This window comes from Sphingopyxis sp. (genome assembly GCF_016704835.1).
Classification (GTDB): Bacteria; Pseudomonadota; Alphaproteobacteria; order Sphingomonadales; family Sphingomonadaceae; genus Sphingopyxis.
This window is the reverse complement of record NZ_JADIZJ010000001.1, coordinates 1,515,332-1,528,486: the sequence shown is the minus strand read 5'-3', so window position 1 is coordinate 1,528,486 and position 13,155 is coordinate 1,515,332. Positions and strand designations below refer to the sequence as shown.

Annotated in this window: 17 protein-coding genes; 8 read left to right on the top strand and 9 right to left on the bottom strand. The window is 64.5% G+C overall.

Going from position 1 to position 13,155, the window contains the following annotated elements; genetic code table 11:
• Positions 1-41 precede the first annotated feature (41 nt).
• Entirely contained in the window at positions 42-965 is a 924-nt protein-coding gene (locus IPF76_RS07600) for a LysR family transcriptional regulator (RefSeq protein ID WP_293841777.1), read from the top strand.
• A 127-nt stretch (positions 966-1,092) separates the two neighbouring features.
• The gene (locus IPF76_RS07595) at positions 1,093-1,860 is read left to right on the top strand and encodes a sulfite exporter TauE/SafE family protein (RefSeq protein WP_293841774.1); all 768 of its coding nucleotides are present in this window, start codon (positions 1,093-1,095) and stop codon (positions 1,858-1,860) included.
• 152 nt (positions 1,861-2,012) lie between these two features.
• On the opposite strand, the gene IPF76_RS07590 is transcribed toward IPF76_RS07595, so the two are convergent.
• Positions 2,013-2,564, bottom strand: coding sequence for a hypothetical protein (locus IPF76_RS07590; protein ID WP_293841772.1), 552 nt, complete (start codon positions 2,562-2,564; stop codon positions 2,013-2,015).
• A gap of 194 nt (positions 2,565-2,758) precedes the next feature.
• Between IPF76_RS07590 and IPF76_RS07585 the strand changes: the two genes are divergently transcribed.
• Positions 2,759-3,895, top strand: coding sequence for a beta-ketoacyl-ACP synthase III (locus IPF76_RS07585; RefSeq protein WP_293841770.1), 1,137 nt, complete (start codon positions 2,759-2,761; stop codon positions 3,893-3,895).
• Positions 3,896-4,006: 111 nt separating this feature from the next.
• Here IPF76_RS07585 and IPF76_RS07580 read toward each other — a convergent pair whose 3' ends face one another.
• Genes IPF76_RS07580 through hisB form a run of 5 tightly spaced genes read right to left on the bottom strand, consistent with a single transcriptional unit; the run spans position 4,007 to position 7,843 of the window.
• Positions 4,007-5,095 (bottom strand): ionic transporter y4hA, encoded by a 1,089-nt coding sequence (locus IPF76_RS07580; RefSeq protein ID WP_293841768.1) that lies wholly within the window; start codon positions 5,093-5,095, stop codon positions 4,007-4,009.
• A gap of 47 nt (positions 5,096-5,142) precedes the next feature.
• Positions 5,143-5,907, bottom strand: a complete 765-nt coding sequence (gene hisF / locus IPF76_RS07575) for an imidazole glycerol phosphate synthase subunit HisF (RefSeq protein ID WP_293841766.1) — start codon at positions 5,905-5,907, stop codon at positions 5,143-5,145.
• Positions 5,904-6,650, bottom strand: a complete 747-nt coding sequence (gene hisA / locus IPF76_RS07570; protein WP_293841764.1) for a 1-(5-phosphoribosyl)-5-[(5-phosphoribosylamino)methylideneamino]imidazole-4-carboxamide isomerase — start codon at positions 6,648-6,650, stop codon at positions 5,904-5,906. Before hisA ends, hisF begins: the two co-directional genes overlap by 4 nt.
• Entirely contained in the window at positions 6,638-7,246 is a 609-nt protein-coding gene (gene hisH, locus IPF76_RS07565) for an imidazole glycerol phosphate synthase subunit HisH (protein WP_293841762.1), read from the bottom strand. The genes hisA and hisH overlap by 13 nt, the downstream gene beginning before the upstream one ends.
• Positions 7,247-7,255: 9 nt before the next feature.
• Positions 7,256-7,843, bottom strand: coding sequence for an imidazoleglycerol-phosphate dehydratase HisB (hisB, locus tag IPF76_RS07560; protein WP_293841760.1), 588 nt, complete (start codon positions 7,841-7,843; stop codon positions 7,256-7,258).
• Positions 7,844-7,930: 87 nt separating this feature from the next.
• Here hisB and IPF76_RS07555 point away from each other — a divergent pair, with 87 nt between their 5' ends.
• From IPF76_RS07555 to IPF76_RS07540, 4 genes are read left to right on the top strand one after another with little or no spacing between them, the layout of a single operon-like run.
• Positions 7,931-8,413, top strand: a complete 483-nt coding sequence (locus IPF76_RS07555; protein WP_293841758.1) for a ClpXP protease specificity-enhancing factor SspB — start codon at positions 7,931-7,933, stop codon at positions 8,411-8,413.
• A gap of 4 nt (positions 8,414-8,417) precedes the next feature.
• The gene (locus tag IPF76_RS07550) at positions 8,418-8,729 is read left to right on the top strand and encodes a hypothetical protein (protein WP_293841756.1); all 312 of its coding nucleotides are present in this window, start codon (positions 8,418-8,420) and stop codon (positions 8,727-8,729) included.
• Positions 8,726-10,132, top strand: coding sequence for a class II fumarate hydratase (fumC, locus tag IPF76_RS07545; RefSeq protein WP_293841755.1), 1,407 nt, complete (start codon positions 8,726-8,728; stop codon positions 10,130-10,132). Before IPF76_RS07550 ends, fumC begins: the two co-directional genes overlap by 4 nt.
• Before the next feature lie 32 nt (positions 10,133-10,164).
• Entirely contained in the window at positions 10,165-10,530 is a 366-nt protein-coding gene (locus IPF76_RS07540) for a hypothetical protein (RefSeq protein ID WP_293841754.1), read from the top strand.
• 7 nt (positions 10,531-10,537) lie between these two features.
• On the opposite strand, the gene IPF76_RS07535 is transcribed toward IPF76_RS07540, so the two are convergent.
• Positions 10,538-11,101, bottom strand: coding sequence for a DUF2585 domain-containing protein (locus IPF76_RS07535; RefSeq protein ID WP_293841753.1), 564 nt, complete (start codon positions 11,099-11,101; stop codon positions 10,538-10,540).
• Between the two features lie 52 nt (positions 11,102-11,153).
• Here IPF76_RS07535 and gmk point away from each other — a divergent pair, with 52 nt between their 5' ends.
• Complete coding sequence (gmk, locus tag IPF76_RS07530; RefSeq protein ID WP_293841752.1) at positions 11,154-11,816, top strand: guanylate kinase; 663 nt, start codon at positions 11,154-11,156, stop codon at positions 11,814-11,816.
• Here the strand turns inward: gmk and IPF76_RS07525 are convergent.
• Entirely contained in the window at positions 11,813-12,250 is a 438-nt protein-coding gene (locus IPF76_RS07525) for an acyl-CoA thioesterase (protein WP_293841751.1), read from the bottom strand. The genes gmk and IPF76_RS07525 overlap by 4 nt on opposite strands.
• A gap of 1 nt (position 12,251) precedes the next feature.
• Positions 12,252-13,034 (bottom strand): SDR family NAD(P)-dependent oxidoreductase, encoded by a 783-nt coding sequence (locus IPF76_RS07520; RefSeq protein ID WP_088440218.1) that lies wholly within the window; start codon positions 13,032-13,034, stop codon positions 12,252-12,254.
• Positions 13,035-13,155 lie beyond the last annotated feature (121 nt).

Here is a 13,155-nt window from a genome sequence, read left to right as displayed (position 1 = left end):
CGGTTGCGCACATAGATAATCCTCTATAATCTGCAAGTGCTTTGAAGCAGGATTTAACAATCCCCCACGGGGTGCTCGACGGGATCGAAGCTTTCCTGCGTGTCGCGGAACGGCGGAGCTTCTCGGCCGCAGCGGTCGACCTTGGCGTCTCGCCGTCGGCGATCAGCCAGATCATCAAGGGGCTGGAAGCGCGCATCGGCGCACCTTTGTTCATGCGCACCACACGCAGCGTCGGGCTGACCCAGGCAGGCGAAATGTTCCTCGAGCGCGCCGCCCCCGCCTATGCCGGCCTCGGCGAAGCCTATGAAGCCGCGCGTAACCTGGGCAACCGGCCCGCCGGACGCTTGCGCATCAACCTGATGCGCGGCGCGATCCAGCCGTTGTTCGAACCGATCATCTCGGGCTTTTGCGATACCTATCCCGAAATCGAGCTGGAAATTTACGCCGACGACGCGCTGTCCGATCTCAATGCCGGCGGGTTCGACGCCGGGGTAAGAATGGGCGAAGCGCTGGAAGCCGACATGATCGCAATCCGCCTGTCGGGGCCGTTCCGCTTCGTTGCGGTTGCGGCGCCCGCTTATATCGCGCGCTATGGCATGCCGCAGCGTCCCGAGGAATTGCGCGATCACCGCTGCATCCGCATGCGCCTGTCTAGCGGGGGGATCATGCCATGGACTTTTGTCGACGGAAATCGCGAATTCGATGTCCCGGTCACCGGGCCGGTGATCGTCAATGATTTCGCCGGAATCATGGTCGCAGTGCGTAGCGGGCTGGCGATCGGCATGGTCGCCGAACCGGTGGTTCACGAACATATCGCCCGCGGCGAGCTGGATCTGGTGCTGGGCAATTTCGCGCCGAGCACGGCGGGGCTTTTCCTCTATTATCCCAGCCGCAAGCAAGTGATGCCCAAGCTGCGCGCGTTCATCGATTATGCGCGCGAAAATCTGCCCGACGACCTGGTCTGATCGGCCGCGACGCGGCTTTCGTTCGGGCGCGGAAACAAATCCCTTCATCGGCAGCAGAAAAATTGGACTCGCATCGGACCGCAAATCCCGGCAGCAGGTTGTCAACTAAAAGGGTTGGGATGTTATCATGATCGATTTTGCGGCCATCGACTTTACCGCCTTGCTGCCGTTCATCCTGATCGGGTTTGCGGCGCAGCTGGTCGACGGCGCGTTGGGGATGGCGTTCGGCGTGATCTGTAACACCCTGCTCGTCGCGGTGCTCGGCGTGCCGCCCGCCACCGCATCGGCGCGCATCCATGTCGTCGAGATTTTTACCACCGGCGCGTCGGGGCTCAGCCATTTGTTCCACCGCAACATCGACTGGCCTTTGTTCTGGCGCCTGCTGATTCCGGGGGTCGTCGGCGGGGTTCTGGGCGCCTATGTCCTGACCACGCTGCATGCCGATGTGGTGAAGCCATTTGTGCTCGGTTATCTGGTGCTGATCGGCGTCTGGCTGCTGGTGCGCGGCCTTCTCTATCCGCCGAAAATCTCGAAGCCCAAGGTCGTGGCGCCGCTGGCCGTCGTCGGCGGGTTTCTCGATGCCGCAGGCGGCGGCGGCTGGGGGCCGGTGGTAACCTCGAACCTGCTCGTTCAGGGCGGCGAACCGCGCAAGATTGTCGGCACGGTCAACAGCGTCGAGTTTTTCCTGGCGGTCGCGGTGTCGATCGCCTTTATCTGGAACCTGGGGTTCGAGGAAATCCTCGGCCCGACGCTCGGGCTGATCATCGGCGGTGTCGCCGCAGCGCCGCTCGGCGCCTATATGGCGAAGCGTTTTTCGCCCAAGGTCATGCTGGTGATGGTCGGGGTGGTGCTGACCGCTACCAGCGCGTTCGGGCTGTATCGGGCGTTGATCTAATCGAACGGTCCGGTTTCGACCGGCAGTTGATGTTCCCCGGCGCAAGCCGGGGCTTAGAGCGTCATCACGCGAAGCTTGCTGTTTAGCGCCCTGAGCCGAGGCTTGCGCTGGGGACCATGACGGCGGCTCCCCACCCCGAAGCCGCCAACCCCTCAATTCGCCGGTTTGGTCTCGTCGATCTTTTCGACCCATTCGGGGTAAAAGCTCGGCTCGCGCGCCGACCAGCCCGGCGCGGTCGCGGCGGCTTCGCTGATCGACTGGAGCAACAGCCGGCGCTTGTCGGGATGCAGGTGCGGCAAGGACGCCGCGGCGCAGAAGGCGCCGGGCAGCCATGGCCGCGCATGCGCGCCGAGCAGGCGTTCGTACAAGAAACGGTACGAGGCAAAGCCCGGCAGGCGATCCTGCCCGAGGTCGAACGCCGACACCGCGACGAGCGGCGCCATGAAGCCTTCGAGGGCATCGAGGCCGCTGTCGTCGGGAATATGGGCGCGAATGTCGCTGATCCGCTGATAGACGCGGGCCTGAACCCGGATCGCGGTTTCCTCGACCATGTCGCGCGACCAGCGCGCGATCGCATCGTCGCGTTCCAGCCCGATATCGAGCGAGCGGCGAATGTACCGCTGCGTCGATGCTGGAAAGGCCGCAAATTCCTTGATTTCCGCAATCGACAGATCCCCGGATGCCGGTCCCGAACGCGTCGCCATGGTCGTGCTCCCGCACGGCGCCCGGGGAGCCATCCCCCCGGAGGCCTGCAATTTGCGCAATCTGCCACTAAATTGGTTAGCGGCGGGTTAACCATGGTGTCGGCATCTGTTCAGTAATTGGAGGGGCGTTGCGCGGCGCCGCGACCGGGCCTAATCAGCGTGTCTTGAAACCATAAGACACATGCAGGACCATCATGTCGCACACACCGCAGCCGGTCATTTCCACAACCGGCCTTTTCACCCCCGCCGAACGCATCGCCAACGAAGAACTTGTCGCCAGTTTTAACGCGTATGTTGCGCTGCACAATAGGGAAAATGCGGCGGCGATCGCCGCGGGCGAAATCGCCGAACTGACTGAGTCGAGTGTCGAATTTATCGAAAAGGCGAGCGGGATCGGGTCGCGTTTCGTCGTTGACAAGGCGGGCATCCTCGACCCCGCGCATATGGCGCCGCGCCTACCCGAACGCAGCAATGACGAGCTGTCGATCCTGGCCGAAATCGGCGTCTCCGCCGCAAGGGATGCACTGGCGCGCGCCGGGCGCGATGCGGCCGATGTCGATGCGGTGCTGTGTGCGGCGTCGAACATGCAGCGCGCCTATCCGGCAATGGCGGTCGAAATCCAGGACGCGCTCGGCATCGACGGCTTTGGTTTCGACATGAATGTCGCCTGCTCGTCGGCGACCTTTGGCATCCAGACTGCCGCCGACTATATCCGCGCCGGACACGCCAAAAGCGTGCTCGTGGTAAACCCCGAAATCTGTTCGGGGCACCTGAACTGGCGCGACCGCGACAGCCATTTCATCTTTGGCGACGTTGCGACCGCGATCCTGGTCGAGGACAAGGATATTGCGCCCGCGGGGCATTGGGATATTCTGGGCACCAAGCTCAAGACGGTCTTTTCGAACAATATCCGAAACAATTTCGGTTTTCTCAACCGCGCCCATGGCGGGATCGAGCAGGAAGGACCGAAGACCGACAAATTGTTCGTTCAGGAAGGCCGCAAGGTGTTCAAGGAAGTCGTGCCGATGGTCGCGAACATGATCGTCGAGCAAATGGAGGTACTAGGGCTGAAGGGTGGCGACATGCGGCGGCTGTGGCTGCACCAAGCCAACACCAACATGAACCGCCTGATCGCGCAGCGCGTGCTGGGGCACGAGGCGAGCGACGACGAAAGCCCGACGGTCCTCGACACTTATGGCAACACGTCGAGCGCCGGGTCGATCATCGCCTTTCACCTGAACCACGAAGATATGGCCGCGGGGGATACCGGGCTGATCTGTTCGTTCGGCGCGGGATATTCGGCGGGGACGGTGTTTGTGCGGAAAACCTGAGATCGTCGATCTTCTATCGTCATTGCAAGCGAAGCGAAGCAATCCGGGGCGGTTTTCGCAGGCTCTGGATTGCTTCGCTTCGCTCTTAATGACGAAGGGTTGCCGTCCCCTTCACGGCACGAAGGTCGTGAACAGATAGATCGCGAACAGCATCAGGTGGATCACCCCCTGCAGCACCGTCGTGCGTCCGTTCGCCAGCGTCTGTGACGCGACGATCAGCGACAGGAACAACAGCACCGTTGATTTGGCGTCGAGGCCAAGGCTGATTGGCAGGTCAGTGATGATCGACAGCACCGCGACCGCGGGGATCGTGAGGCCGATCGTCGCCAGCGCCGAACCGAGCGCCAGATTGAGGCTGGTCTGGAGCCGGTCGGCTTTCGCGGCACGCACCGCCGCAAGCCCCTCGGGCGCGAGGATGAGCGCCGCAATCAACACGCCGAGCACCGCGGGCGGCGCGCCCCATTCGGCGAGCAGGAGCCCCATGACGGGCGAAAGATTTTTGGCGAGCAGCACGACCGCGACGAGGCTGGCGAGCAGCAGCGCGCCTGAAATTGCGGTGCGCTGGATGGTCGGAGGTTGGGCGTGCGCGTCCGGCACCCCGTCACCGTCGGCATCGCCCTCGGGAAGGAAATAGTCTCGGTGGCGAACCGTCTGGACCAGCGCGAAGGTGCCGTAGAGGATCAGCGACACCGCCGCGACAAAGCCGAGTTGCACCGGGGTATAGTAGGATCCGGGAGCGCTCGACGTGAAATTGGGGAGCACGAGCGTCACGACAGTGAGCACGGTCAGCGTCGCCAGTGCCGCGCCCATTCCAGTGCGCTGGAAGCGCTGCTCGTGATGACGGATCGCGCCGCTGAGCAGGCAGAGGCCGAGCAACAGATTCACGATGACCATCACCGCCGCGAACACGGTGTCGCGCGCCAGCGTCTGCGCCTTTTCGGGCTCGGCCTGCATCAGGGTCAGAATCAACCCGACCTCGATCACCGTCACCGCGAGCGCGAGGATCAAGGTGCCGAAGGGCTCGCCGACGCGATGCGCGATCACCTCGGCATGATGGACCGCCGCGACGACCGCGCCCATCAGGATGAAGGCGACGAGCCAGGCATTGAGCGGCATTGCCAGGCTTGCGAGCGCGGCGATGAAGCCGAGCATCGGGAAGATTTCGTTGGCGCGGCGCGACAGGCGGATTTGGGCGGTCATCGGACTTCTATTGCAGCCACGCCGCGGCATGGCCAGCCCCCGATACTTTAATGCGTGCGGACGGGTAATCCGGCCGCGGCGAGCCGCGCATGAGCTTCGGCGATCGTCGCTTCGCCGAAGTGGAAGATGCTGGCGGCGAGCACCGCGCTGGCGCCGCCCTCGATCACGCCCGCGACCAGATGATCGAGATTGCCGACGCCGCCGCTCGCGATCACCGGCACGCTGACCGCATCGGCAATCGCGCGGGTGAGCGCGAGGTCGTAGCCGTCCTTGGTGCCGTCGCGGTCCATGCTAGTGACGAGCAATTCGCCAGCGCCGAGGGTTGCGAGGCGGACAGCGTGGTCGAGAGCGTCGATCCCGGTGGGGGTACGCCCGCCGTGGGTAAAGATTTCCCACCGACCGCCGGCAACGCGCCGCGCGTCGATGCTGCCGACTGCACACTGGCTGCCGAAGCGGTCGGCGATGTCGGCAACCAGTTCGGGCCGCGCGACCGCGGCGCTGTTCACCGCAACCTTGTCGGCGCCCGCGAGCAACAGCGCGCGCGCATCGTCGGCGCTGCGCACCCCGCCGCCGACAGTGAGCGGCATGAAGCAGACTTCGGAGGTGCGGCTGACCATGTCGAGCAATGTGCCGCGGCCCTGATGGGTCGCGCTGATGTCGAGGAAGCACAGCTCGTCGGCGCCCGCCGCGTCATAGGCGCGCGCCGCCTCGACCGGGTCGCCGGCATCGCGCAGGTCGACGAAATTCACGCCTTTGACAACGCGGCCGTTCGCGACATCGAGGCAGGGGATAATGCGGACGCGGACGGTCATGCCGCCCCCGCCGCAATCGCCTCGCCCAGATCGAGCCGGCCGTCGTAGAGCGCGCGTCCGGTGATTACGCCTTCGATACCACTCGCAACATGCGGGCGCAGCGCGTGGATGTCGCCCAAGTCGGCGACCCCGCCGCTCGCAATGACGGGAATAGCGACCGACCGGGCGAGAGCCACCGTTGCCTCGACGTTGCAGCCCTTGAGCAGCCCGTCGCGGCCGACATCGGTAAACAGCAGCGCCGCCACACCCGCATCCTCGAAGCGCCGCGCCAGATCTTCGACGCGGACATCGGACACATCGGCCCAGCCCTCGGTCGCGACCATGCCGTCGCGGGCATCGACACCGACGATGATCCGGCCCGGCAGGTCGCGCGCGGCCGATTTGACGAATTCGGGGTCTTTGAGAGCCGCGGTGCCGATGATTACCCGCGCAACGCCCAGCGCCAGCCAGCGATCGACGCCGGCGCGGTCGCGGATGCCACCGCCGACCTGCACCTGGCCGGGAAAGGCGGAGATGATGCTCTCGACCGCGCCGCCGTTGACGCTTTCACCCGCAAAGGCGCCGTCGAGATCGACGACATGCAGATGGCTGGCTCCCGCGTCAGCGAACAGCCGCGCCTGCGCTGCGGGATCGTCGCCATAGACGGTCGCGCGATCCATATCGCCCGCGGCCAGCCGCACCACCTGCCCGGCCTTGAGGTCGATCGCGGGGAAGATGATCAGGCCAGAAACTACGGACGCCATGCGAGGAATCTTTCGAGAGTGGCGAGACCATAGGCCTGGCTTTTTTCGGGGTGAAATTGAAGGCCGATCATGTTGTCGCGGCCAACGGCGGCGGTAAAGGTTTCGCCATGGCTACTCGCCGCGAGCACGTCGGCGGTATCGGCGAAATGATAGCCGTGGAGAAAATAGGCCTCGCCCGCCGCGAGGACCGGATGTTCGACGGTCGGCACAACGTCGTTCCAGCCCATGTGCGGAATGCGCAGCCCTGGCGCGGGGTCGAAGGCGCGCACCGTGCCGCCGATCCAGCCGAGGCCCGTGTGTGTGCCATGCTCCTCGCCAGCATCGGCGAGCAATTGCATGCCGACGCAGATGCCGAGGAAGGGGACGCCGTCGGTGCGAACGCGGCGATCCATTGCTTCGATCAGGCCGTCGATGGCCGACAACCCGTTCATGCAGGCCGCGAACGCACCGACGCCGGGCAGCACGATGCGGTCGGCATTCGCGACAATATCAGGGTCGGCGGTTACCACCACGCCGTCGGCGCCCGAAGCGACGAGCGCATTATGCACCGAGCGAAGATTGCCCGCGCCATAGTCAATCAGGGCAATGGTGGTCATTGGCCGGTCCTACAGGACGCCCTTGGTCGAAGGAATCGCATCGCCCTTGCGCGGGTCGATCTCGACTGCCTGGCGCAGCGCGCGCGCCAGCGCCTTGTACATGCTTTCGGCGATATGATGGTTATTCTCGCCGTACAGCGTTTCGACGTGCAGCGTGATCCCCGCGCTCTGAGCAAAGCTGTGGAACCAGTGCGGAAACATCTCGGTGTCCATCTCGCCCAGCCGCGGCTGTGAGAAGGACGCGTTATAAACGCAGTGCGGGCGCCCCGAAATGTCGAGGACGCAGCGCGTCAGCGTTTCGTCCATCGGCGCATGCGCCTCGCCGTAACGGGCGATGCCGCGCTTGTCGCCAAGCGCCCGAGCCACGGCTTCGCCAAGCGCGAGAGCAGAATCCTCGACGGTGTGGTGCTGGTCGATGTGGAGATCGCCCTTCACCGTCATCGAGATGTCGATCAGCGAGTGGCGCGACAATTGTTCAACCATATGGTCGAGGAAACCGATACCGGTCGAAACCGCATAATCGCCGGTGCCGTCGAGGTTGACGGTGATCGCGATGTCGGTTTCCTTGGTCGTGCGCTGGACTGTGGCGGTTCGCATGAACTGCCCCATAGCACCCACTTTTCACCTTGCAAGGCGACTCTCCCCCCTTGACCCACCCGCCCGGTCCGTTCATCCCCCTGCCCCATGACCGATGACGTGCGCGACAGCCTGATTCCCTATGACGAAATCGTGCAGGACGCGCTGCGCGCCGTGGTGGGCCGCGTGCTGCGCCAGATCGAAGGCTATGACAGCCTGCCGGGCGAGCATCATTTCTATATCACCTTCAAGACGCAGGCGGCCGGGGTGTCGATTCCGGCGCACTTGATCGCCAAATTTCCCGACGAAATGACGATCGTGCTGCAGAACCGCTTCTGGGACCTGAAGGTCGCCGACGATTATTTCAGCGTCGGGCTGTCGTTCAACCAGACGCCGTCGATCCTGACGATTCCCTATGCGGCGATCACCGCCTTCGTCGATCCATCGGTCGATTTCGGATTGCAGTTCCAGGTCAGCGACGACGAGGCGACCGCGCCCGAACCGCATGACGAGGCCGACAACGACCGCCCCGACGTGACGAACGAAGACGGGTCGAACGTCGTGACGGTGGATTTCGGCAAGCGGAAGTAAAGCCGTGGCGCCGCCATGGCCCCCCAGCCGTTTCTGGCAATATTGGGCGCTCGCGGGGATGCTGGTCCTGAGCGCTGCATTCTGGTGGAGCGTCGAAGGTTATACCTTGTTTGAGGAAGCGACGTCGCGCGGCCAGATCGCCGACGGATTGCTGCGCTTCAGCCTGTTGATCCTGACCCCGGTGCTGGCGCTTGTCTGGCTGCTGGCGGCATGGCTGCGCCGCCGCGTCGGTGAAACAGGATATTGGAAGATGCTGGGCCTGGTCGCGATGATCTGGTCGGGCTCGGTGCTGGTGACGCGGATATTGGTGGGATGAGCGGAACGCGGAACGAAAGCGACAGTCTCGGCGAGATCGCGGTCGCCGCCGACGCCTATTGGGGCGCGCAGACCGAACGCAGCCGCCACAATTTTCCATTCCCCGCACATGAACGTATGCCGCTGCCGATCATCCATGCGCTGGCACGAATCAAGGGCGCCGCCGCGCGGGTCAATCGCGCGCACGGGCTCGATGCCGGACTGGCGGGCGCAATTGCTGCCGCCGCCGATGCGGTGGTCGCAGGCAAATTCGACGACCAGTTTCCGCTTGCGATCTGGCAGACGGGCAGCGGCACGCAGTCGAACATGAACGCCAATGAGGTGATCGCGGGGATTGCCAACGAGGCGCTGGCTGGGACGCGCGGCGGCAAGACGCCGGTCCACCCCAACGACCATGTCAATATGGGCCAGTCGTCGAACGACAGTTTCCCGACCGCGATCCATGTCGCGGTGGCGGTCGAAACCACCGTAAGGCTGCTGCCCGCGCTGATCGCGCTGACCGACGCGCTGGCGGCGAAAGCGGCGGCGTGGGGCGACATCGTCAAGATCGGCCGCACCCATTTGCAGGACGCGACGCCGCTGACGCTGGGGCAGGAGTTTTCGGGCTATGTGGCACAGCTGATAGCCTGCCGCGCGCGGATCGAGGGCGCGCTAGCGCATAATATCAACAAGCTGGCGCAGGGCGGCACCGCGGTCGGCACCGGGCTCAACGCGCCCGCCGGGTTCGACGCCGCGATGGCGGCGGAGCTGAGCCGCGCAACCGGGATCGCGTTCGAACCGGCGCGAAACAAATTCGAGGCGCTGGCGTCGAACGACGGACTTGTCTTTTTTTCGGGCGCGCTGAACACGCTCGCAGTTGCGCTGACGAAGATCGCCAACGACGTCCGTCTGCTCGGCTCCGGCCCGCGCGCAGGCCTCGGTGAGCTCGATCTGCCCGCAAATGAACCCGGCAGCTCGATCATGCCTGGCAAGGTCAATCCCACCCAGTGCGAAATGCTGACGATGGTCGCGGGGCAGGTGATCGGCAACCATCAGGCGGTGACCGTCGGCGGACTGCAGGGCCACCTCGAGCTCAATGTCTTCAAGCCGCTGATCGGCGCCAATGTGCTGCGTTCGATCGAGCTGATGGCGATCGGCATGGCGGGTTTTGCCGAACATTGCGTGATCGGCCTCGAACCCAATCGTGCCCGCATCGACGCGCTGATGAACCGCTCGCTGATGCTGGTCACCGCGCTCGCGCCCGCGATCGGTTACGACAAGGCGGCAAAGATTGCCAAGCGCGCGCATGAAAGCGGCAGTACGTTGAAAGAGGCGGCGCTCGACCTTGGCTATGTCGATTCGGCGACGTTCGACCGGCTGGTCGACCCGCGGATGATGCTGGGGCCGGAACCCGAAGCCCGCTGAGGAATTGATACGGGAAGAAGGAGACAATGGGCATGATAGGCAGGATCGTTGGCGGCGTTCTGGGCAGCGCAATCGGACGCACCAAGGGCAATCACCCGGTTGCCGGCGCCGTAATCGGTGCGGGCGCGCTGTTCGCGGCGCGGCGTCTGTTCCCGCAGCGCTACGCGGCAATGGCAGCATGGGCGGCCGCGGGCTATCTAACCAAAAAATGGGCCGAACGCGCCGAGGCGCGCCAGGCGGCCGAGGCGGCGCATGCGATCGATCCGCAGTTGGCGCAGGCCGGTGTCGTCGACAGCTATGCCGGTACTTCGGACCTGGCACCCGACGGGCAGACGATGGGCGACGCATTGCCGCCCGCAATCCCGCTCGACGATCAGCGGTCGACCGCCATCCACTGATAACGGCCTAACCAGCCGCCTGCCACTCCTTGATCGCCTCGACCGGCGAGACGAGCATCAGCACATTCAGCGTCAGATTGTCACGGATTGTCCACAGGGTGAACAGCTCGAAGACAATCGCGATGGCCACCGTCACCCACCAGCGCATCCGGCTGGCGGCGAGGAAGCCCGCGATCATGAACAGCGCGTCGCTGACCGAGTTGAGGATCGAATCGCCGCTATAGCCGAACGCCATCGTCACTTCGCGGTAGCGATCGATGATGATCGGCGAATTTTCGAGGATTTCCCACGCCGCCTCGATCCCGATCGCCAGCGCCAGCGCGACCCACAACGGCTGGCGCGGCAGCAGCCAGCGGCCGAGGCCGTAGAAGATGAAGCCGTGAATGATGTGGCTGAAACTGTACCAGTCCGAAATCTGCTGACTGTTCTGGTTCGACTGGACGGTGCCGTGCCACAGGCTGATCGTCCCGCACGGACAGATCGGCGGGCGCCCCATCGCGAACAAGATCGCGGTGAAGACTGCCAACAATGCCGCCGCGACTAGCCAACCCTTGCGCGAAATTCCTGCCATGCCCTGTCCCCTTCGCGCTTGACCGCCGGCGCGCCTTTCGCGAATAGCGGCCATGGCTGAAAGCGTCCACCTCGACCGCCGCGGCGTGTTGTTCGTCCTTTCCTCGCCGTCGGGCGCGGGCAAGACCACCATTTCGAAAAAGATGCTGGGGGTCGATCCCGATATCGCGCTGTCAATCTCGGCCACCACGCGGCCGCCGCGCCCCGGCGAGATCGACGGCAAGGATTATCATTTCGTCGATGTCGAAACCTTCAAGCAAATGGCCGCCGATGGCGAATTTCTAGAGTGGGCGCATGTCTTCGGCCACCGCTACGGGACGCCGCGCGCGCGGGTCGACGAACTGCTCGACGCGGGCAAGGATGTGCTGTTCGACATCGATTGGCAGGGCGCGCAGCAGCTGTATCAGGAGGCCGGCCCCGACGTTGTCCGCGTCTTTGTCCTGCCGCCAACGATGGAGGAGCTGGAGCGCCGCCTGCGCAGCCGCAAGACCGATAGCGACGAAGTCATAGCCGCGCGCATGGCGCGCGCGGCGAACGAGATCAGCCATTGGGACGGCTATGATTATGTGCTGATCAACGATGACGTCGATGCATGTTATGGCGAAGTGATGGCGATCCTGCGCGCCGAGCGTTTGAAGCGGCGGCGCCAGATCGGGCTGATCGGCTTTGCCCGTGATTTGATCCGGTCGGTACCCGAAGGCGATACGTCGCTTTAGACCGATGTCACCAGATTGGCGGTCAGTTCGGCGACCAACTCCGCACGCAGCGGCTTCGCCTGATTATCCGTCCGGCACACCACCACCGTGTCGCACGTTGCGATGGCGCGGCCGTTCTGGAACATGGCCTGGACGATTGTCCAGCTGGAGGTGCCGAGCCGGCCGATGCCGGTCGCGATCTCGACCGGATCGGGGAAATTGCCCTCGGCCAGATAGTTGATCTCGACCGCGGCGACCATCGTGCGTTCGTTGGCCGGGCGCTCGCCGAGCGGACGCACCTGGCGGTTGAGCAGCACCCGGCCGCTTTCGAACAGCGCGGCAAAGGCCACATTGTTGAGGTGCCCGTTGATGTCCATGTCCTGGAACCGCGTCTGGAATGCGGCGCACACGGGGTAGCTGGCGGCATTTAGCCGCCAGCTTTCCGGTTTCGGCATATCAGCGCGGGCCCATGCGGATGCCGCCGTCGAGGCGGACGTCCTCGCCGTTGAAATAGCCGTTTTCGATCATGCACAGCGCCAGCGCGGCATATTCGGGCGGGTTGCCGAGCCGCTTGGGGTTGAGCACCGAGGCGCCCAGAGCGTCGCGGACATTCTGCGGCGCGCCCGCAAGCAGCGGGGTGTCGAAGATCCCGGGCAGTATCGTGTTGACGCGGATATTTTCCGAAGCGAGGTCACGCGCGATCGGCAGCGTCATGCCGACCACGCCGCCCTTCGATGCGGAGTAAGCGGCCTGGCCGATCTGGCCGTCTTCGGCCGCCACCGATGCGGTGTTGACGATCGCGCCGCGCTCGCCGTCTTCCATCGGATCGAGCGTCAGCATCCCCGCCGCCGACTTGGCGATGCAGCGGAAGGTGCCGACGAGGTTGATCTGGATGATCCAGTTGAAGGCATCGAGCGGGAAATGCTTGATGCTGCCGTCTTCCTTGCTGCGGCTTGCCGTCTTGATTGCGTTGCCAGTGCCCGCGCAGTTCACGAGGATGCGTTCCTGACCGATCGCTTCGCGCGATTTCGCGAAGGCGGCATCAACCGATGCGTCGTCGGTGACGTTGCATTCGCAGAACACCCCGCCAAGCTCGGCGGCGAGCGCCGTGCCCTTTTCTTCCTGCAGGTCGAAGATTGCGACCTTGACGCCCTTGGCGGCGAGCGCGCGCGCGGTGGCGGCACCGAGACCCGAGGCGCCGCCGGTGACGACCGCGGATACCGTTGAGTCGAGTTTCATTGAGGTTTCTCCTGTCTAAAGCTCCTCCCTTTCAGGGGAGGAGTGGGTGTGGGGGCTGCCGAGGTTGCGCAAGGCCGATGGCCCCCACCCCGCTCGACTTAAAGGCCCGGCAGACGCCGGA